Genomic DNA, 20,305 nt, shown 5'->3' with positions numbered 1-20,305 from the left:
GAATGGACCCGTGCAAAAGATGTTTTGCTGCATGGCTCATGATCAAACCCCGTATTCGACGGGCCCCATTCCCCTGACCGTCAGACCAGCGTCTTGCCGGCCTCTCCGATTTCGTCACCTGTGATCTCGCCGAGGATCATCTCATTGTGGGCAGAGCCCGACGGGATCATCGGCAGGCAATTCTCTGCCTTCTCGACACGGCAGTCGAACAGGACAGGGCCGGGATGGTCAATCATTTCGCGGATCTTGTCGTCCAGCTCAGCCGGATTGTCGCATCGGATGCCATGTCCGCCCATTGCTTCAGCAAGTTTCACGAAGTCCGGCAGGCTCTCCGAATAGGTGTGGGAATAACGCTCGCCATGAAGCAATTCCTGCCACTGGCGCACCATGCCCATCCATTCATTGTTCAGGATGAAGACCTTCACCGGTAGCCGGTGCTGCAGCGCGGTGGAGAATTCCTGCATCATCATCTGGATGGACGCTTCGCCGGCAACGTCAATCACAAGACCATTCGGGTGCGCGGCCTGAACGCCAACGGCGGCGGGCAGGCCATAGCCCATCGTTCCAAGCCCGCCCGATGTCATCCAGCGGTTCGGTTCCTCGAAGTGCAGGAATTGCGCGGCCCACATCTGGTGCTGGCCAACTTCGGTGGTGAAATAGGTTTCCCGGTCGCGGGTCAGCGCGTGCAGGCGTTCCAGCGCATATTGCGGTTTGATCACCTCGTCGGAATTTGTGTAGGCGAAGCAATTTCGCGCGCGCCAGATGTCGATTTCCTGTTTCCAGGGCTTCAGGTCCGGCTTCTTCTCCTTGCGGGATTTGAACTCCTTCAGGAGTGCGGCCAGCGCCTCGGCGCAGTCTGCGATCACCGGAATGTCGACGCGGACGATCTTGTTGATCGAAGACGGGTCGATGTCGATGTGGACCTTCTTAGAGTTCGGGGAGAAGGCATCAATGCGGCCGGTCACCCGGTCGTCAAAGCGCGCGCCGACGCAGATCATCAGGTCACAGTCGTGCATGGCATTATTGGCCTCGAAACTGCCATGCATGCCGACCATGCCCAGCCAGTCCTTGTGAGAGGCCGGGAAGGCGCCCAGTCCCATCAGGGTGGAGGTCACCGGATACCCGGTGGCCTTCTGCAATTCGCGCAGCAGGCGGGAGGCTTCCGGCCCGGAATTGATGACGCCGCCACCCGTATAGAAGACCGGCCGCCGCGCATGGAGCATCAAATCCACGATTGCGGAGATGGCTTCTGGCTGGGGCGTGGTGTTCGGGTGGTAGGTCGGCTTGTGGACGCCATCCTTGCCGATATAGGTGCCGGTGGCGAACTGGATATCTTTCGGAATGTCGACCACGACCGGACCGGGACGACCGGACTTCGCAATCAGAAAAGCCTCGTGGATCGTGCGCGCCAGATCGTTCACATCGGTGACGAGGTAGTTGTGCTTGGCGCAGGTGCGGGTAATGCCAGTCGTGTCGCACTCCTGGAACGCGTCCGTGCCGATCAGATGTGTCGGCACCTGACCTGTCAGGACAACCATCGGAATGGAGTCCATCATCGCATCGGCGATAGGCGTGACCATGTTTGTCGCGCCGGGGCCGGAAGTAACGAGGCAAACGCCAGGCCGGCCGGTCGAGCGGGCATAGCCCTCGGCGGCATGGCCTGCGCCCTGTTCGTGGCGCACCAGAATGTGGCTGAGCCCTTCAGTGCTGTAGAGCGCATCATAGATGGGTAGCACCGCGCCGCCCGGATACCCGAACATGACTTCCACGCCTTGCTCCTTGAGGGCCGTGATGACGATCTCGGCGCCAGTCATGGTCAAGGTTTCAGCGGCGGGCTTGGTCTTGGTTTCGGTTGTCATGGGAATGTCTCTGGTCGGGCTGGGTCTGGACTGTATCGGAAAAGAAAAAGGGCCCCGATGGAGCCCCTTGATGTGCGCGCACCCGCAATTGGCTTACTCAAAGCCAATCACGGGTGCTTAATAACGAGTACCACATTCGTGCGCACGGTGCGTTTCCTCCAACGTCGGGGATCAGGAATAATCTGCCTCAACCGGGCTGTCAATCTCCCTATACAAGGCAAGAATAACCCTCAAACGGTCTTCCGGTTCGGGTGAAGGAATGCGCGGCCAGAAGGGAAATTGGCGACCAATCCACGTGAATTGTCGCTTTGCGTAGCGTCTTGTGTCGCGTTTGGCGTTTTCTGCGGCAAATTCTGCCGTTATCTCTCCGCGCGCAAAGGCAGCCAGCCACGGCATTCCATGTGCTTTCATTGCAGGAAGTTCGGGATCGAGGTCGCGTTTTATGAGCTGGCGGGCCTCTTCCATCGCCCCTTGCATCAGCATGCCTTCAAAGCGGCGATCGATCTTCTGATAGAGTTTTGCCCGAGGTGGGGTGAGCGCAAAGCCGATCCATTCGCCATCCTTCAGGACCGGCGGCTGGCGGTTCTTCTGGAAATCGGTGATCGGCTTGCCGGTGGCCAGATAGACCTCATAGGCGCGGGCGAGCCGCTGGCGGTCTCCCGTGCCGAGACGTGCAGCTGTTTCCGGGTCCACAGGGGTGAGGCGGTTGCGCAGGCCTTCTGCCCCTTCGGCATCGGCAATAGCCCGCACGTCCGCGCGCACATCCTCCGGCACAGGTGGGATGTTCGACAGGCCCTGCGTCATGGCCAGCAGGTAGAGTCCAGTGCCGCCCACCAAAATGGCGCGTTTGCCCCTCAGTTCCAGGTTGCGGATCGTGGCGCGCACTTCTTCCAGCCAGTCGCCGGTGGAATAGCGATGCGCCGCATCGACATGACCGAACAAATGGTGAGGCACGCCGTCCATCTCTTCCTCGGTTGGGCGGGCCGAGATCACTTGCAGGTCCCGGTAGACCTGCATCGAGTCTGCGTTGACCACTTCGCCGCCCAGGCGACGTGCAACATCTATGGCGAGCGCGGTTTTTCCGCTGGCTGTTGGCCCGTGAATAAGGATGGCTGGTGTCATCTTCATAACGGTAAGGGCTTGTCAGCGGCTAGGAAACCCGTGATGAGGCGGGAATGAACGAGAAAGCAGTGAATTCGATGATCCTTGTTGCCGCCGCAAATGCCCCTGAGGACAATATCGCCTCGCGTCTCAGCATGATCTTGCGCGACATTGCACCCGCAACCCGCGTGGAGGCGATCACAAGTCTTGGCCAGATGGGAGATGTTGCGGCCGTCGAGGCCACTATACCCACTCTGCCGTCAGAAATGCTTCAGCCTGTGCTCTCAGCATTGCATGACGCCGAGATGGACGCAGCGTTCTTGCCTGGCGAAAACCGGCGCAAGCGCCTGCTGATTTCGGATATGGATTCCACGATCATTGGCCAGGAATGCCTGGACGAACTGGCAGACTTCGCCGGTCTGAAAGCCGAAGTGTCGGCGATCACCGAGCGCGCGATGCGTGGAGAGCTGGACTTCGAAGGCGCCCTGACGACCCGCGTCGCGATGCTCAAGGGGCTGGACCTCAAAGCGCTGCAGGATGCTTATGATGCGCGCATCACGCTGAATACGGGCGCGAAGACGCTGGTTGAGACGATGAAGGCGAGCGGCGCTGTCACGGTGCTGGTGTCTGGCGGGTTCACTTTCTTCACTGGCCGCGTGGCGGAAGAGGCGGGCTTTGTCGCCCATCGCGGCAACACGCTGATTGATGACGGCGCCGCCCTGACAGGGGAGGTTGGCCTGCCAATCCTCGGCCGTGAGGCGAAGCTGTCGGCGCTGGACGAAGTGTCAGCCGAGAACGGGCTTGGCCGCGCGGATGCGATTGCGCTGGGCGATGGCGCCAATGATCTTGCCATGATCAAGGCAGCGGGACTGGGTATTGCCTACAAGGCCAAGCCCATTGTTGCGGCGGAGGCGCACGCCGCCATCACGCACACAGACTTGCACACGGCCCTGTTCTTCCAGGGCTATCATGTTGATGAGTTCGTAACCGGCTGATCAGGAATTGGTCAGGTCGATAGAGATGAACTGATCGAACCAGCCAGCTTCGCCGCGACGCTTCACACGCAGCAACAAGGGCTGGTGCGGTGTGGTCATGGCTGTTTCGACCTTGCTGATCGTGTCGGATACAGTCGAGACGCGCTCAAAGTTCACTTCCATCACCACATCGCCGCGGCGCAGTTTGCCGAAGGAGCGGCCACGTGCAGACACAGTGGTCACCGCAACGCCATCAACATCATTCGGAATGCCGTAGCGCCGTCGGACATCATCATCGAGGCTGGTAAGCTCTGCGCCGAGATCGTTTGAGCTGGCCGGGGCGTCGAGCGCCGCATTCAGTTCTTCCGTTGTGTCATCATCTTCCAGCTCTCCGAGCGTGACATTGACGGTTCGCGCCTTGCCATCGCGGACGAGCGCGATTGGCACGGTTCGGCCAATTTCGGTGTCAGAGATGAGGCGGGTAAGTTCGCGCACGCTGGTGACGGTCTGGCCGTCGAAGCGCAGCACGAGATCCCCAACTTCCATATCGGAGTTTGCAGCGGGGCCGTCATCAGTGATCCTTGTGATGATCACGCCGCCCTTGCCAGTGGCCTTGTAAGCGCGAACCAGCGTTTCATCTGCGTCCTGCACATTCACGCCCAGCCAGGCGCGGCGGACGCGGCCTTCCTTGATCAGCTGGTCGGAGATGCGCTTCACCAGATTGGCTGGCACCGAGAAGCCGATACCGACAGAGCCACCTGTTGGTGAGATGATGGCCGTGTTCACGCCAACAACTTCGCCACCAAGATTGAACAATGGACCGCCGGAATTCCCGCGGTTGATGGCTGCGTCGGTCTGAATGAAGTCGTCTGAGCGACCTGCATTGAGATCACGGTTGCGCGCGGAGATAATGCCGGCAGAAACCGATCCGCCAAAGCCGAACGGATTGCCGATTGCGATCACCCAGTCGCCAACTTCGGCCTTATCGCTGTCTGCAAGGTCCACAAAGGGAAGGGGGGTCGATGACTCGACCTTGAGAACCGCAAGGTCTGTATCGCTGTCGCGGCCGATCAGTTCAGCCTTCAGCACGCGGCCATTCGAGAAATTGATGTCGATCTCGTCGGCGTTCTCGATCACATGATTGTTCGTGATGATGATGCCGTCTGGCGAAATGACAAAGCCGGACCCGAGTGAGCCCTCACGGCGGAACCCTTCTTCGTCGCGCCCAAAGAACTCATTGAAGCGCTCCATTGGCGACCCTTCCGGGAAGGTCGGCATGCCGTCAGGCGCAATGGTTTGCGAGGTGGAGATGTTCACCACGGCGGGCATCAGTCGTTTCGACAGATCCCGGAAACTTTGCGGCTGGACCTTCTGGTCAATTCCATCAACGCGTTCAGACAGGCTCGCCTGTGCATGGGCAGGCAGGGCGGCGGACGCCGAACTCATCAGGATCAAGGCAGCAAGGGCCGAAATGCGCATAGGCCGCTGAGCCTCCTTTCGAAGCACAATCTACAGCAATATTTTTAAACTATGGCGCTTTGCGGGCGTGTTGCAACAGGTTCAGAGGACGCGGACTGCAATGACAATGAGGATCGCGCCCACAGCGGCCGATCCGATGCCGGCCAGAGCGATCTCCCGCGGGGGCATGCGGGAGAGATATTCTGCCAGGCGCCGCATGAAGTCGGGGGCGGCCGCATAGGCCACCCCCTCCAAAAACAACCACATGCCGATCCCGAGCAGGATCAGTTGCAGGCTCATCTTCGCCGGGCCCTAACGGGAGCCGCCATTTGCACGGGCCCGATTGATGAACTCGTCGCACAGGCCGAGAGAATCCGGGCCAACCACGATGCGTGTGCCTTCACGGAGAGACTTCTCGCAGGCAATGAGGGCTCTCTGGAACCGGAAGAATTCCGGGTCCTTGCCATAGGCGTTGGCGTAAATCTCGGTGGAGAGGGCGTCGCCTTCACCCCGGATGATTTCCGACTGTTCGCGGGCCTGGGCTTCAATCACGGTCTTTTCACGTTCAGCCTGGGCGCGGATCAGGCGGGCACGTTCTTCGCCCTCGGCCCGGATACGTTCGGCTTCCTGCTTACGCGCTGTCTGCATCCGGCTGTAGACACCGTTTGCCACTTCGCGCGGCAAGTCTGCCTGACGAATTCGTACGTCTACGATGGAAATACCATCATCGGCGAGTTCAGCGGCCACTTTCGAGCGGATATTGTCCATCAGTTCGGCACGCTGACCGGAGATGATTTCCGGCACCGGCACGTCACCCATGACTTCACGGATAGATGCTTTGGTCACATCATTCAGCTGGGTCGAGGCGCGGCGAATGTCGCGAAGGCTCTGATAGAATTTCAGCGGATCGCTGATGCGCCACCGGACGAAAGCGTCAACATCCAGACGGCGCTGGTCCGACGCCAGGACTTCGATGTTCTCGATGTCGAGGCCGAGATTCTTGCGGTCCAGCTTTTCGACGGTCTGGATGACCGGGATCTTGAAGTAGAGACCGGCTTCATCCGTGCCGGGTGGGTTGATGACTGCGCGCGGTTCACCGACCTGAAGGATCAGGGCCTGCTCATCCTGGCGCACGACATAGAAAGAGTTCACGATGGCGACCACGACAATCGCGATCAGGGCAAGTGCCAGCCAGCTAAGGTTACGCATCAGTTCTGTCCTCCGCGGTTACCGGACTGCACCCGATCCAGCGGCAGATAGGGCACTGCGCCGGACTGGCTGTCGAGAATGGTCTTTTCAGTGCGTTCAAGCACGCGTTCCATGGTTTCGAGATACATGCGTTCCCGCGTGACGCGCGGCGCCTTGCGGTACTCCTCATAGATCTGTTCGAAGCGGGACGCTTCACCCTGGGCGTCCGCGACGATCTGGTCACGATAGCCTTCAGCTTCCTGGAGCAGGCGCTGGGCCGTACCCCGCGCCTGAGGCACGATCTGGTTGGCGTACTGCGTGGCCTGGTTGATGTTGGTCTCGGCGTCCTGTTCGGCGACGTTCACATCGTTGAAGGCCTCGATGACCTGCTGGGGCGGGTCAGCCTTGTCGATTTGGATACTCAGGATGCGAATCCCGGCGCGATAGTCATCCAGCAAGGTTTGAACCTGTTGGGCGACCTCGTTCTGAACAACGTCCCGCTCTGTGGTGATCACGCTTTGCAGTTTCGTCTTGCCGACGACTTCGCGCATCACCGATTCCGCGACCATTTCGACGGCAATGTCCGGTTGGCGCACGTTCAGGATGTAGTCCTGGGGCGCATCCGGGCGCACGCGCCAGAAGACGGAGAATTGCAGGTCGACGATGTTCTCGTCTTCGGTCAGCATCAGGCTTTCGTCGATGGTCTGGCCGATTTCGGTTTTCCGGCGCGCCTCAACTTCTACCAGTTCGTGCTGTTCGAACGGAGCGGGCAGGTGGAAGTGCAGGCCGGGCCCGAAATTCGTTTGCCATTTCCCGAAGCGGAAGACAGAGGCCTGCTGGCCCGGATCCACCATCACGACGCTGGTGGACAGCCATGCGAGCAGGGCGATACCGGCAATGACGAGAAAGCCTAGCGGACCGAAATTGGTCCCGCCACCGCCTCCGCCGCCACGGCGGTTTCCACCGCCACCGCCGCGCTGGCGAAAGCGTTCCTGCATGCGCCGCATCTGTTCTTCGAGGTCATTGCCCCCGCTGCCGCCAGAGCCGCCAGGCCGGTTCCATGGAGAGTCGCCATCCTTGCCGCCTCCATTGTTTCCACCCTCGCCGCCCCAAGGGCCGCTGGATTTAGTCTTGTCATCCCAGGGCATGTGCCCTCCCTGTATTGCTGTGCATGGGTTCTATATAGGCGCTTTGATGATAAGTGCATGCCTGTTTGCAGGCATCAAGAGCAGCGGAGTCGCAGATTTTGTTCGGATCAAAGGATAAATCACGCCGGAAACTCGAGGAAAAGATCATCCAGGCCCTCGGGCAGCCCGATTGGTTGGAATCGGTGACCATTGGTGAGGACGGCCGGGTGGTGCTGGTGATCAAGGCCGATCCGGCTCAGCCAGAGGCCGCCGAGGCGCGCCGAATCGAAGCCGAGGGCAAGGTTGAACTGATCTCGGGCGTGAGCTCTGTCAGCAGCGTCCTGACGGCTGAGCGCGCCGCCAGCGCCCCTTCAAAGGAAGTTCACTTGTCTCACACACCCGCCTCGAAACGCGTGCGGAAAGGCGCCCGGCTGTCTGACGACGCCCTGCAGCAGGGCAAGGTGCCGTCTGCTGCGCCTAAATCTTCCATTCCCGGCATTTCCCGCATTCTGGTCGTCGCCAGTGCCAAGGGCGGTGTGGGTAAGTCCACAGTCTCGGTCAATCTGGCCGTGGCCATGGCGAAGGCGGGCATGAAGGTCGGGCTGATGGATGCCGACATTTATGGGCCGTCCATTCCCACCATGCTGGGCACGGTTTCAAGCGAGCCAACCACGTCTCAGGAGAGCGGAAAACTGCTGCCCGTCGAGGCGGCAGGCCTGAAGACCTTGTCGATCGGCTATTTGTCCGACCCGGACGCACCGATGATCTGGCGCGGACCGATTGTCATGTCAGCGATCACGCAGATGCTGAACGATGCCGAATGGGGCACTCCGGAAGACCCGCTGGACATACTCATCATCGACACTCCGCCGGGCACGGGCGATGCACAATTGACCATTGCCCAACGCATTCCGGTGACCGCGGCGCTGATCGTCACGACACCGCAGGAAGTTGCCTTGGCTGATGTCCGGCGCGGCGCTGCCATGTTCGCGAAAACCGAAGTGCCGGTGCTGGGTATTGTCGAGACGATGAGCTGGTTTGAAGACCCGGCCGGCAACCGGCATTACCTGATGGGGCAGGGCGGCGGTTCGGCCACGGCCAACGCCCTCGGCTTGCCTCTGCTGGCTGAACTGCCGATGCTTCAGGCGGTCCGCGAAGGCGGCGATTCCGGCCAGCCAGCGGCGTTGACCGACGAAACAGCTGGCCAGCTGTTTCACGAACTGGCCCGCAAGGTTGCCATCGAACTGGACGGACTGGCGACCAAGCCGACACCCGACATTGTGTTCGAAGACTAGTTCTCGTTGCCGAAATAATTTGTAGCCAATGTCGCAGCCAGACCGATCATGTTCTCGTAGCCGACTGTGTTGTTGTTCAGGATGACGACTACGCCATCCTCATCCGGGACCAGCATGATCAAGCTGAGATATCCGATCAGACGTCCATTATAATAGGTGACACTAACGCTCTGTTCTTCAGAGACGGGGAGCTCCGCAACGGTCCAGGCCATTGGCGTGTCGGTATGGAACGCTTCTGCTTCCGCCGCCTCCGAATAGATCTTGCCATCGATGACAGCGTGTCCCCATGTGTTCAGGTCGTCCGCAGTGGATACCATGGAGGCAGTGCCGCGAAACAGAACCGGGTTCACGACGGGGATAATTTCGTAAGTGCCGTCACTATGCTTGAGGTAGTTTACGGCAAGTCCGTCTGGATCCTGATAGAGTTGACCGGTTGCCGTCATGCCGAGCGGATCCAGGATCTGCTTCTGCAGACTGGCCTCGTAGTCCATGCCCGAATAGCGATCAATGATGAGCGCCAACAAGAAGTAATTGACGTTGGAGTACAGATAATCGCTGCCGGGTGTGAACTTCAGATCCAGCCCTTCGACTGCTTTCATGAAGGACTTGTCTGTGAAGGCGCGCTTCACATCATTGTCGAACCAGCCGGGTATGTCGATGTAGTGTGGAATGCCAGACCGGTTTTGCAGCAGGTGGCGGACCGTGACCTTGTCAGCGTAGGGTGCGTCAAAGTCCGGCAGCAATTCAGCCAGCGTCTGATCTAAACCGAGCTTGCCCTCGTCAACCAGCGTCAGAACCAGCGCCGCCGTGAAGCTCTTTGTCATGGAGGCGATGGGAAAACGGGTTTCCAAAGTGATATCTGTGGTGTCTTCTATCGAAGACGTATTTACAGCTTCACGCAGCAGGGTGTCGTCACCCTTGCTGACGATGAGCGTGCCAGAGAAGGAGAGCTCCTCCAATAGCGTGGAGAGTTCGCTCGAGTCGGCAAACTCGACGCCGTGCGTAGTGGCGTGCGTGTCTGGCGCAGGGAGTTCGGCGGTGCAGCCGGACGCCAGCAGGGCTGCGGCGATTGTCGCGATCAGTCTGTGTTTCATGACGGTTGCAACTAGGGAATGCTCGCGGCCTAGTCCAGCCCCTGGCGTTCGGATTGCCGCTGTTTGCCGGTGGGGGCATTGAGGGCCGGGGGCCGATCCTCGGATATGGAGCAACTAACCACGTTTGAGAACCGGCCCCTGGGGCGGCTTAAACTTGTGCGAGGCCGCCATCCACGAAGACTTCGCCGCCCGTCATGTAGCTGCTGTCCTCCGACGCCAGGAAGGCGGCAACAGCAGCCGTTTCTGTCGGATAGCCCAGCCGGCCAAGGGGGCTGGAGGCACCAATCTGGTTCATGGCATCGGCCCCGATGTCACGCATGACAGTTTCGGTTTCGGTTCCGCCGGGCACGAGGACGTTGACGCGAATGCCGGATCCCCGAAGATCCTGTGCCCAACTGCGAGCGAAATTCCGAATAGCGGCTTTCGACGCACTGTAGACACTGAAGGCTGGGGTTCCCATCACGCCGGTGGTCGACCCTGTCAGGATGATTGAGCTGCCAGCTTTCAAGAGCGGTAGCGCTTTCTGAACCGTGAACAGCGTTCCTTTCACATTGACGCCGAAGGTGAGGTCGAACTGTTCCGGCGTGATATCGCCCAGCGCCGCCAGATCGCCCAGCCCGGCATTCGCAAACAGAATATCAATCTGGCCGTGCTCCTTCTCGACCTGAGCATAAAGATGATCGAGATCCTCCTGCCGGGTAACGTCGCCGGGGATGGCACGTGCATTGGGCCCCAATTGCTGAACTGCGTTCTCAAGCACGTCTATCCGACGTCCGAAAAGGTAAACGATTGCGCCGTCATCTATGAAGCGCTTTGCCGTGGCGAGTCCGATGCCGGACCCTCCGCCCGTAATGACTGCGACTTTTCCTTCAAGCTTTCCCATGTCCAATCTCCTTTTCCGCGTTGGAGATGGCTAGCTGGGGAGCAGCTTACTTTTGGACAAGTATGCACTATTTGGTAAGTATCAAAGAAACTTTGGGAGGCAGTACTCGATGAGACCCTTTATTTGCGGACTGGACGCTGCACTCCGTCTGATTGGCGGCAAATGGAAACCGCTGATCCTGTTTTTTCTTGCGCGCCAGCCCATGCGGTATGGCGAACTGAAACGCAGTATCGACGGGGTCAGTGACAAGATGCTGATCCAGCAACTCAAGGAGATGGAACGCCATGGCATTGTCAGCCGCACGGACCATGGCGAAGTGCCGCCGCGCGTAGATTATGCCCTGACCGATTTTGGAAGAGGTCTCAGTGCGGCGTTCGTTTCTTTGTGCGAGTGGGGCGAAGCGCACCAGACCGAGATCACGGAAGCCTTGTTGGAAACAAGCTAGTCTGGCGCTTGTGAAATTGAGACGTCGCAAAGGATGAGCGCGTCCCGGTGGCGTTCAATTCAATCGCCTGCGTTCAATCTTGTCAGATCCCGCTGGCAGCGTGAACATCATTCCGTCTTCGCCCATGATGATCGGGCCGTCATAGGCTTTGGCCGTGCCTTTCAGATAGGCGGGATAAAGCAGGCGGCTCGGCTGCGCCGGCACGATATGGCTGAGTGCCAGCATGCGAACATTGGCGGCGTGGGCGACTTCTGCGGCTTCAACTGGCGTCGTGTGATAGTCCAGAATGTCGTTCATGATTGCGGCCAGCCGCGTCTCTCCATTGGCCGAGAGTTCGTCGCGAACCACACTGACCATGTCGGCGTTCAGAGCTTCGTGGATCAGGAGGTCCGTGTCGTTTGCCAGCGTCACCAGCCGGTCATCTTTCACTGTATCGCCTGAAATCGTGACGGATCGACCCCGATAATCAAAGCGGTAGGCAACTGCAGGCTCAATCGGACTGTGATCCACCGAGACGGCTGAGACGGTCAGCCCATCTTTTTCGTAGACGATTTCCGGTCGGCCTGAAGGCGTGAAGGCGACGGCCTCAGCGCCCTGGCCAGAGGGTGAGATCACTTCGGCGCCATGATGCGCGATCCGATATGTCGTATCCTGAGCATAGGCGTGCGTGAATCCAGCGGCGATCCGCTCGACCCCGTTCGGGCCATGCAGCGCCAAAGGTGTCTTGGTGCCGCCTGCCGCCCAGTGCTGCAGCATCACTTCACCGAGTCCGTCGATATGGTCGGAATGGAAATGCGTCAGGAAGACGGCTTCCACATTGCCCCATGGCAGACGAAGTTCTCCAAACCGCCGGGCCGAGCCGGAGCCAGCATCTATGATGAAGATGCGATCTCCGGCGGCAACAACAGTCATCGGGCCGACGCGTCCCGGATCTGGCAGGGGAGAGCCGGTGCCGACCAGAATGGCGCTCAATCCATCAGGTGCATCGGCCAGCGCGCTCTGCCCGAGATTCGCCTTTACGGCTGAACGGAACAGGGCTTCGCCGATCTGCACGCTGAACACGGCGCGCGCACCGAGCAGCAAGGCGATCAGAATGCCTGTACCGATCAGGATGTACTTCACGATTTTCATGACCTTTCCTCCCCATTTGTCATATCAGGCATTGAAGTTCAGCTTCAGGCCGGGCTCTGGCCAACGACATTTCGCCAGCTGTCCGGTGCTGGAGAAGGTGACATAGGCATCCTGCATATCATCGCCGCCAAACGCGATATTGGTGACGATCAGGTCGGGAAAGGCCGTATGGTGATAGTCTCCGCCGGGCGTAATGGTGGTGATGCCACCATTCAGGATGGTCGCGACACAGACATTTCCTGCGGCGGTCATCGCAAGGCTGTCAAAGTATTGCAGGCCGGGCATCGTGGCCACGACACGGCCGCCATTGAAAGGCGAAGCAGGCTTGATCACACCAGGACTTTCCAGATCGAAAGCCCACATGCGACCAGTTAGCGTGTCGGCCATGTAGACCGTCTGTTCGTCAGGGGAGAGGCCGACACCGTTCGGGCTTGTATAGTGAAAGTCGAGTTCCTTTGCTTCGCTTGCCCCCCTGGCAAGGAAGAACAGGCCGCCAAAATCCCGGTGCCGGGAATAGGTCTTGCCGTGATCGGTGAAATAGAGGTTCCCAGCCTTGTCGAAGACAAGATCGTTCGGGCCCTTCAGCTTGTGGCCATCGACCGTGTCGAGCACGCGCTCGACCTTGCCGGTGGACAGATCGATCCGCTCGATCCGACCGCCATCATAATCATCCGGGCAATTGCCGGGGATGAGAAGCCCGTCCATTTCGGTGTAGATGAAGCCGCCATTGTTGCAGACCCAAAGCGCACCATCCGGCCCGATGGCCAGCCCGTTCGGGCCGCCCCCGGTGTGCGCGATGATCTCTGTCTTGCCGTCTCCCCAGCAGCGGGTGACGCATTTCTTCTCGATTTCAACGACGATGACGCTGCCATCTGCCATGACAACCGGACCTTCCGGAAAGCGCAGGCCGGTGGTGATGATCTCGAATTCCATTGGCTGTTTCCTCCTCGCCATTTTTTTGGGAGAAGGTTAGGCGTCTGATTTTCGAAGAACAATGATTGTCCTAGCGGGAAGTGAAAACACTTACCCGGTCGAGTTGGCGGATCTTGAAGGCGAAATCATTGCCATTGCCGGCGTCATACTGCTCGGCGCTGGTCTCCTGCCAGTCATTGGCATCGAGTTCCGGGAAATAGGCATCGCCGTCTGGTTCTGCATCGACTTCGGTCAGGTAGATGCGGTCGGCCAACGGCAGGGCGAGCTTGTAGATGGCTTCCCCGCCAATCACGAAGACCTTGTCGGCATCTGTACGGGCAGCGACTGCGCGCGCGGAATTGGTGGCGGCGGCAAAGCTGGAATACACGCGGGCGCCATCGGCATTGTAGGCCCAATCGCGCGTCATCACGATATTCTCGCGGCCTTTCAGCGGGCGCACAGGCAGGCTTTCCCATGTCTTGCGGCCCATGATGATCGGACAGCCCAGCGTCGCCGTCTTGAAGAACGACAAGTCGCTCTTCAGTTTCCACGGCAAGTCACCTCCGGAGCCGATCACATTGTTACGAGCTCGAGCGGCAATCAGGCATAATTTCACATCTGCCGACATACTGATCGGTTCCAATCTACTTGCATGTAATTTGGCGGCCAGCTCTTGTGACCCCATACGTCTTTGTGACTACATGCAGAGCCGAGTTTGTAGGGTGAATGCAACCTTATTTCTTCAGTTTTCAGGCAGTGAATGACAGTTCCGTTGGGGATGGTTTGGATGCAAACGTTTGTAGGAATTTTAACCAACGGGAACCCTGGTCAAATCGGCTGGGCGTTGCCTGCCATCCTGTTGTCATTATTGGCGATCTGGATGCTGAGAGGACGCGGGTGGGCGCTGATCTATGTCGCCCTGATTCCCTTCCTGAACTGGTCGTTCGGCATCATTCCGGAGTTCCAGATCATCGAGCCAACAGGTAGCGGCCTGACGGCGCAGGGGGTCTCGCTACATCCGATGACGATGGTGACCGGCATGGTGTTCGTGATCCGGGATTTCGTACAGCGGGAAATGGGCCACCGCGTGCTGATCGTGATGTCAATGGCGATTGCCTGGTCATTCTATTATGCGTGGCCGGTCATTGCGCTGGCCAGCGGGATCGCCTTTGCGATTTCTGAAGGCGTGGACTGGCTGCTCTTCACTTTCACCAAGTATCGCCTCTCCACGCGTATCCTTCTGTCCAGCGCGCTTGCGGCGCCTGTGGATACAACTGTGTTCCTGTATGGCGCGGACCTCGCCAAGCAGATGGAGTTGGGTATGGATCCCGGAAACTCGCTGCACGTCTGGAACTGGGTCGTGTTCGTGATCGGCAAGATGGTTGGCGCGGTGATCGTCTCGGCCATCATCCGACGGCGGGAAGATCTGGGAAAGGTCGACCCGGCGGCCGCCTGACTGCGCTATCCGGTAATCTCCATATTGCATGAGCCGATAGAGTTCGCATATTTGCGCAAGTATGCAAATAAGGAGTCGAGCATGGCAGACGGCAAAAAGGACTATGGCGCGATAACGGGCGCGATCAATTCGGGCATTACCGGGCTTCGCAATACAGGCGCGAAGGAAACGCTCAATCAGTTCAGCGCCATGTCCAAGGCCGCCTTGGCGGATGGCGCGCTGGATACCAAGACCAAGGAACTGATTGCCTTGGCCATTGGTATCGCAAAACAGTGTGATGGCTGTATCGGCTTTCACACCAAGGCGCTGAAACGGCTTGGCGCAACCGATGAGGAAGTTGCCGAAACGCTCGGCATGACGGTTTACATGGGCGGTGGCCCAAGCCTCATGTATGCAGGCGATGCGTGGACAGCCTGGGAGGCGCTGAAAGACGCCTAGACCGCGACCGGCGCCTTGATATGGGCGTGCGGCTCATAGCCCTCGATCGTGAAGTCTGAATATTCCCAGCCAAACAAATCAGTTTTGTCGGGGTTGAGGACAATGCGGGGCAGGGCGCGAGGGGCGCGCGAGAGCTGCAGCTGTGCCTGTTCCATATGGTTCAGGTACAGGTGCGCGTCGCCGAATGTATGTACGAACTCGCCCGGCTCCAGTCCGGTTGCGCGCGCCATCATCATGGTCAGCAACGCATAGGAAGCGATGTTGAACGGCACGCCAAGGAACACGTCTGCAGAGCGTTGGTAGAGCTGGCAGTTCAGTTTGCCGTCCATCACGTTGAACTGGAACAGGCAGTGGCAGGGCGGCAGCGCCATCTCATTCACATCGGCCGGGTTCCAGGCCGACACGATCAGGCGGCGGGAATTCGGATTGGTGCGGATCTCGTCCAGCACCCATTGGATCTGGTCGATCACGCGGCCGTCTGGCGCGGCCCAGCTGCGCCATTGCTTGCCATAGACCGGACCAAGGTCGCCATTCTCGTCGGCCCACTCATCCCAGATCGAGACCTTGTTGTCCTTCAGGTATTTGATGTTGGTATCGCCCTTCAGGAACCAGAGCAGTTCGATGATGATCGAGCGCAGGTGCAGCTTTTTCGTGGTGACCATCGGGAACCCGTCGGACAGATCGAACCGCATCTGGCGGCCAAACACGGCGCGTGTGCCTGTGCCGGTTCGGTCGGCGCGCTCATGGCCATTGTCCAGAATGTCCTGAAGGAGATCGAGATATTGCTGCATGTCAGCCTCTGTCGGGAATCGGTCTTCGGCGTCCATCGTATCACGAAATGATCCCCCACAGGCAAGTCGGCGCAGCTTGATTGCCCGGGTTCGCGGGCATGTTCATGGTAAACGCAGTCTTGTTCTGCAGGGAGCATTTAACGTCTGAACCTGAAGGCACCGGAAATCAGTTCTGCCCACTATCAGCAAAAGGCCACACCGGGCTGGTGACCATGAGGCTGGGGCAGTGAAAACCGGGCGTTTCGGGACATTCTTCAATCGCTTCGCGCGCGATGTGCATGGCAATCTGACCATGCTGACGGCGTTTATCCTGACGTCGTTGATGGTGCTTGTCGGACTGGCAGTCGACCTGGAGTTCATCTTTCGCCAGAAAGCCCGCGTGCAATATGCGATGGATTCTGCCGTCCTCGCAGGCGCTCTTTCCCGTCAGGCGGGCGCAACAAATGCAGAAGTCGTCTCCGATATACGGCAATACGTGTCGCCCCTGATCGACTCGGCAGGCGGTGGCATGAGTTGTACGACCGTTTCAGTCACATTCAGCGATGACAGCGAAGACATTCTCGGCCGCATGAGGTGTACTCAGCCGACCTTCCTGTCGAACCTGATCGGGAATGACGATATGAGCTTCACCGTCAGCTCAACCTCGACTTTCTCGGTAGGGCGGATCGACGTGTCTTTCGTGTTCGACGTGTCAGGGTCGATGAACAGCAACAATCGGCTGTCGTCTCTGAAGACCGCTGCGATCACGGCGTTCGACGAGTTGCTGCCCGATGATCAGGTAAGAGACGGAACGGTTCGTCTCGGCATCGTCACCTACAACAATGCAGTCAATGCGGGGGCCTATTTTGACAAGGTCACCCGCGGCGTGACCATTCCGGCTGACGCCACGAACAGCGGGGCCATCAGCAACTACAATTCCTATAACAGCGCCCGAATGTACGATCAGGCGACGGGCAAGCGTTTCATGTATTATCAGGACGGAACTTGCACAGAGTCCGATCCTGACGAGTGTGACCAGCATGGCGACTATGATTGGGATGTGGCCCGCTGGTTCTGGGAAGATTCAACAGCGAGAGACACCTGCGTTTACGAACGCACCGGAACCTATGCAGACAGCGACGCGGCTCCGGGCAGTTTCGCCTGGATCGGGGCGGGCAATCCGCGCTGGAACTTCTATGACAGCGACCGCGACAAGTATCGCGGCGAAAACGAGATCGAGAATGGCGGTGCGAACAGCTCGACCGGCGCGCTGGATTTCTACTACGCCACGTGCCGGGAGTCCGGACCCGTTCCTCTTACGGAAGACAAGGACGCGTTGAAGGCACATGTTCAGGCCATGACGGCAAATGGCGGCACGGCGGGTCATCTGGGTGTGGCCTGGGGCTGGTATCTGTTGTCGCCGAATTGGCAGAGCGTGTGGCCGGAAGTCTCAAAGCCGTGGGATTATGACGAAGTGAATGTCACCAAGGCGGTCATCCTGATGACGGATGGTGACTTCAACGTGAACCATCCGACTGCCAGCAAGAATTCGTTCCGCCAGGCGATGGACCTCTGTGATGCGATGAAGGCGGAGCCCGCAAATGTGCAGGTATACACAGTTGGGTTTCAGGTGCCGTCCTATGTCCAGAAGACATCCGATGGGCGCACGATCATGGAGTATTGCGCGACCAGCCCATCCTTCGCCTTTGATGCCTCCAACGGGGAGGAGCTGAAGGATGTGTATCGGGAGATTGCTCAGTCGATCTCCGATCTCCGGATCAAGAACTAGGCCTCACTCACCGCCTGGCCGTCCTCGACGCGCACCTTCTGCGCGCGGTCGCCAAAGGCTTCGAAGAGGAAGGCTTCCGTGCCAGTCAGCCAGGCCTGACCGCCAAGAGCGGACAATTCATCAAACAGCGCCGCCCGCCGGTCTGCATCAAGATGCGCCGCTGCCTCGTCTAGCAGGAGCAGGGGAGACGGCCCGGTACCATCCGCGCGAAGCGCTGAAGCCGAGGCAAGGATCAGGCCGATCAGCAACGCCTTTTGTTGCCCGGTCGACGCATCCTTCGCGGGCGCCCCTGTCGGGCGGTGGATCACGGTCAGGTCGGACCGGTGTGGGCCATCGATTGTTCTGCCGGCGGCGATGTCGCGGCGACGGGTTGTGCGGAATGTATCGATCAGCGCTTCGAAAATGGATTTGAAATCCTCGCCGCGCAGGGCCGCTTCTTCAGACTTGCCCTCAAGGGCGAGGTCAGCCTTCGGGAAATAGCCTTCAGGCCGAGCATTGATGGCGTCTTGCAGCGCTTCGAGAACGTGCGCCCGGTTGATAGCCATTTCTGCGCCGGCTTCGGCCATACGCGCCTCGATGGCATCAGCCCAGGCCGGGTCCACATGGCCCCGTTCGAGCAGGGCGTTGCGCTCACGCATCGCCTTTTCATACCGGCTGGCGGCGGTGCCATGTGTCGGCATGTGCGCCATGACCTGCCGATCAAAGAAGCGGCGTCGGTCTGACGTGCTGCCCCGGAACACTCCGTCCATCGCCGGGGTCAGCCAGACGATGCGGACAAGTTCTGCGAGATCTGAAGCCGTAGCGGATGCGCCGTCGATACGAACAGTACGCTTCGTACTTGGGCTCAGCTCAAGGCCAACGCCGATGCGCTGCTCGTCCGCCAGTATCGCCGAAACGGTCCATCCTGCTGGCGCGTCCTTCCGGACCATGTCCTGCAGCGTTGCCGAGCGCAGGCCGCGACCGGGGCCGAGCTGGCTCACCGCTTCAAGCAGATTGGTCTTGCCTGCGCCGTTCGCGCCATACAGGCAGACATGACGCCCATCCAGCGGCAGGCTGAGCGACGCGTAATTGCGAAAGTCAGTCAGGGTCAGGCGGGTGAGGGCGGTCATTCAGGCTGTATGGCGTGGCCGGGTGTCATGAGTCGAGACCGTCGTGCCGCCGGAAACGCCGTTGTTCCTTTAGACGCGCAGCGGCATCAGCACGTAGCGCGCGCTGTCATCGGACGGGTCCAGCACGAGGGCAGGCGATGCCGGATCGCTGAACATGAATTCCGCTTCGACCGCTTCGATCTGACCCGCAATATCGAGCAGGTACTTCGCGTTGAAGCCGATCTCCATTGCGTCCGAACCATATTCTGCTTCGAGCTCTTCATTGCCGACGCCGGTTTCGGCATGGTTCACCGCGAGGACCAGCTTGCCATCAGACAGAGACATCTTCACGGACCGCGAGCGCTCTGCCGATACGGTGGACACGCGGTCCACAGCCGCTTCGAAGGCCTTGTTGTCGATGGTCAGCTTCTTGTCGTTCCCTTTCGGGATCACGCGGCTGTAGTCAGGGAAGGAGCCATCGATGAGTTTTGAGGTCAGCACCGCGCGACCGGCGCGCACGACGATCTTCGTGTCGGACACTTCCACATCGATGTCGTCCTCGACCCCATCTACCAGGCGGCGCGCTTCCGCGATCGCCTTGCGGGGCACGATGATGCCTTCCAGGTTTTCAGATCCAGCCGGGGCAGGCAGCTCAGCCAGCGCGAGGCGGTGACCATCTGTGGCAACGGTTCGCAGCACGGCGCTGCCATCATCGGTTTTGGCGCCATGCAGGTACACGCCATTCAGATAGTAGCGGGTCTCTTCGGTGGAGATCGCGAAACGTGTCTTGTCGATCAGACGCGCAAACTCCTTGGCGCCGAGGGAGAATTTCGTCGGCGTGTCGTCAGAGCTCATTGTCTGAAAGTCTGAGGCGGGCAGGGTTGGCAATTCGAAGTGAGACCGGCCCGCCGTGATGGCGAGGCGCTGGCCTTCAGGCTGGACTTCCAGCTCGACCTCGGAACCTGCAGGCAGCTTGCGCACCACATCGAACAGCGTTCCGGCCGGGGCGGTCACGGCACCTTCGCGCGACACGCTTGCATCGGCGCTGTCGACGGCTTCGATATCGAGATCGGTCGCGGTGAGCTTCAACTCTCCATTGCCTGCCTGGAGCAGTACGTTTGAGAGGATCGGGATCGTGTTGCGGCGCTCCACCACATTCTGCACATGAGACAGTGCGTTCAGCAGGTCGCCGCGTTCAATCGTCAGTTTCATCGTCCGTTCCGTTCGTGGCAGGCCGCCAGAAGCGGCCCTGAATTCTTCATACTTGCTCCCGGCTCCGCCCGGAACAGCCATCCGG

At 59.4% G+C, this 20,305-nt stretch carries 20 protein-coding genes; 6 read left to right on the top strand and 14 right to left on the bottom strand.

Translation table 11 applies throughout. From position 1 onward, the window contains the following. Positions 1-80: 80 nt before the first annotated feature. Together HY36_RS01010 and miaA are read right to left on the bottom strand one after the other, a co-directional pair. Entirely contained in the window at positions 81-1,859 is a 1,779-nt protein-coding gene (locus HY36_RS01010; protein WP_035547097.1) for an acetolactate synthase 3 large subunit, read from the bottom strand. 171 nt (positions 1,860-2,030) lie between these two features. Beyond that, positions 2,031-2,981: a tRNA (adenosine(37)-N6)-dimethylallyltransferase MiaA gene (miaA, locus tag HY36_RS01005; protein ID WP_035548154.1), complete on the bottom strand. Its 951-nt coding sequence runs from the start codon at positions 2,979-2,981 to the stop codon at positions 2,031-2,033. A gap of 53 nt (positions 2,982-3,034) precedes the next feature. Between miaA and serB the strand changes: the two genes are divergently transcribed. Next, entirely contained in the window at positions 3,035-3,955 is a 921-nt protein-coding gene (serB, locus tag HY36_RS01000; protein WP_241764108.1) for a phosphoserine phosphatase SerB, read from the top strand. Here serB and HY36_RS00995 read toward each other — a convergent pair whose 3' ends face one another. The 4 genes from HY36_RS00995 to hflK all read right to left on the bottom strand — a co-directional run bounded on the left by HY36_RS00995 (position 3,956) and on the right by hflK (position 7,728). Then, a complete protein-coding gene (locus tag HY36_RS00995; RefSeq protein WP_035547094.1) occupies positions 3,956-5,413 on the bottom strand; it encodes a Do family serine endopeptidase in 1,458 nt (485 codons plus the stop codon). 81 nt (positions 5,414-5,494) lie between these two features. Continuing rightward, positions 5,495-5,692, bottom strand: coding sequence for a DUF2065 domain-containing protein (locus HY36_RS00990; protein ID WP_035547089.1), 198 nt, complete (start codon positions 5,690-5,692; stop codon positions 5,495-5,497). A gap of 12 nt (positions 5,693-5,704) precedes the next feature. Then, positions 5,705-6,601: a protease modulator HflC gene (gene hflC / locus HY36_RS00985; protein WP_035547085.1), complete on the bottom strand. Its 897-nt coding sequence runs from the start codon at positions 6,599-6,601 to the stop codon at positions 5,705-5,707. Beyond that, a complete protein-coding gene (gene hflK / locus HY36_RS00980) occupies positions 6,601-7,728 on the bottom strand; it encodes an FtsH protease activity modulator HflK (protein WP_035547081.1) in 1,128 nt (375 codons plus the stop codon). The genes hflC and hflK overlap by 1 nt, the downstream gene beginning before the upstream one ends. 98 nt (positions 7,729-7,826) lie before the next feature. On the opposite strand from hflK, the gene HY36_RS00975 reads away from it, so the two are divergent. Then, a complete protein-coding gene (locus tag HY36_RS00975) occupies positions 7,827-9,002 on the top strand; it encodes an Mrp/NBP35 family ATP-binding protein (protein WP_035547078.1) in 1,176 nt (391 codons plus the stop codon). Here HY36_RS00975 and HY36_RS00970 read toward each other — a convergent pair. Both HY36_RS00970 and HY36_RS00965 read right to left on the bottom strand, forming a co-directional pair. Beyond that, positions 8,999-10,096: a serine hydrolase domain-containing protein gene (locus HY36_RS00970; protein ID WP_035547074.1), complete on the bottom strand. Its 1,098-nt coding sequence runs from the start codon at positions 10,094-10,096 to the stop codon at positions 8,999-9,001. The two genes, HY36_RS00975 and HY36_RS00970, sit on opposite strands and share 4 nt — an antisense overlap. Before the next feature lie 148 nt (positions 10,097-10,244). Then, complete coding sequence (locus HY36_RS00965; protein WP_035547070.1) at positions 10,245-10,979, bottom strand: SDR family NAD(P)-dependent oxidoreductase; 735 nt, start codon at positions 10,977-10,979, stop codon at positions 10,245-10,247. Between the two features lie 109 nt (positions 10,980-11,088). Between HY36_RS00965 and HY36_RS00960 the strand changes: the two genes are divergently transcribed. Further along, positions 11,089-11,424 (top strand): winged helix-turn-helix transcriptional regulator, encoded by a 336-nt coding sequence (locus tag HY36_RS00960; RefSeq protein ID WP_035547067.1) that lies wholly within the window; start codon positions 11,089-11,091, stop codon positions 11,422-11,424. 54 nt (positions 11,425-11,478) lie between these two features. Here the strand turns inward: HY36_RS00960 and HY36_RS00955 are convergent, their stop codons facing one another. The 3 genes from HY36_RS00955 to HY36_RS00945 all read right to left on the bottom strand — a co-directional run bounded on the left by HY36_RS00955 (position 11,479) and on the right by HY36_RS00945 (position 14,095). Beyond that, on the bottom strand, positions 11,479-12,555 hold the full coding sequence (locus HY36_RS00955) for an MBL fold metallo-hydrolase (protein WP_035547065.1): 1,077 nt from the start codon (positions 12,553-12,555) through the stop codon (positions 11,479-11,481). A gap of 24 nt (positions 12,556-12,579) precedes the next feature. Further along, positions 12,580-13,488 (bottom strand): SMP-30/gluconolactonase/LRE family protein, encoded by a 909-nt coding sequence (locus tag HY36_RS00950; protein ID WP_035547061.1) that lies wholly within the window; start codon positions 13,486-13,488, stop codon positions 12,580-12,582. A gap of 70 nt (positions 13,489-13,558) precedes the next feature. Further along, positions 13,559-14,095: a dihydrofolate reductase gene (locus HY36_RS00945; protein ID WP_035548148.1), complete on the bottom strand. Its 537-nt coding sequence runs from the start codon at positions 14,093-14,095 to the stop codon at positions 13,559-13,561. Between the two features lie 252 nt (positions 14,096-14,347). On the opposite strand from HY36_RS00945, the gene HY36_RS00940 reads away from it, so the two are divergent. Further along, positions 14,348-14,923, top strand: a complete 576-nt coding sequence (locus HY36_RS00940) for a hypothetical protein (RefSeq protein ID WP_241764107.1) — start codon at positions 14,348-14,350, stop codon at positions 14,921-14,923. A gap of 81 nt (positions 14,924-15,004) precedes the next feature. Next, positions 15,005-15,361 carry a carboxymuconolactone decarboxylase family protein gene (locus tag HY36_RS00935; RefSeq protein WP_035547055.1) on the top strand — a complete coding sequence of 119 codons (357 nt, stop codon included), beginning with the start codon at positions 15,005-15,007 and terminating at the stop codon, positions 15,359-15,361. Here HY36_RS00935 and HY36_RS00930 read toward each other — a convergent pair. Beyond that, positions 15,358-16,152, bottom strand: a complete 795-nt coding sequence (locus HY36_RS00930; protein WP_035548145.1) for a thymidylate synthase — start codon at positions 16,150-16,152, stop codon at positions 15,358-15,360. The genes HY36_RS00935 and HY36_RS00930 overlap by 4 nt on opposite strands. 226 nt (positions 16,153-16,378) lie before the next feature. On the opposite strand from HY36_RS00930, the gene HY36_RS00925 reads away from it, so the two are divergent. After that, positions 16,379-17,920 (top strand): TadE/TadG family type IV pilus assembly protein, encoded by a 1,542-nt coding sequence (locus HY36_RS00925; RefSeq protein WP_035547053.1) that lies wholly within the window; start codon positions 16,379-16,381, stop codon positions 17,918-17,920. On the opposite strand, the gene recF is transcribed toward HY36_RS00925, so the two are convergent. Both recF and dnaN read right to left on the bottom strand, forming a co-directional pair. Next, positions 17,917-19,029: a DNA replication/repair protein RecF gene (gene recF, locus HY36_RS00920; RefSeq protein WP_035547051.1), complete on the bottom strand. Its 1,113-nt coding sequence runs from the start codon at positions 19,027-19,029 to the stop codon at positions 17,917-17,919. The two genes, HY36_RS00925 and recF, sit on opposite strands and share 4 nt — an antisense overlap. Before the next feature lie 69 nt (positions 19,030-19,098). Then, on the bottom strand, positions 19,099-20,220 hold the full coding sequence (gene dnaN / locus HY36_RS00915) for a DNA polymerase III subunit beta (RefSeq protein WP_035548142.1): 1,122 nt from the start codon (positions 20,218-20,220) through the stop codon (positions 19,099-19,101). Positions 20,221-20,305: the final 85 nt, after the last annotated feature.

It is taken from the genome of Hyphomonas atlantica corrig. (genome assembly GCF_000682715.1).
GTDB classification, from domain to species: Bacteria; Pseudomonadota; Alphaproteobacteria; order Caulobacterales; family Hyphomonadaceae; genus Hyphomonas; species Hyphomonas atlantica.
Note: the sequence above shows the minus strand (reverse complement) of the source record. Positions and strands in the feature narration are given on the sequence as shown.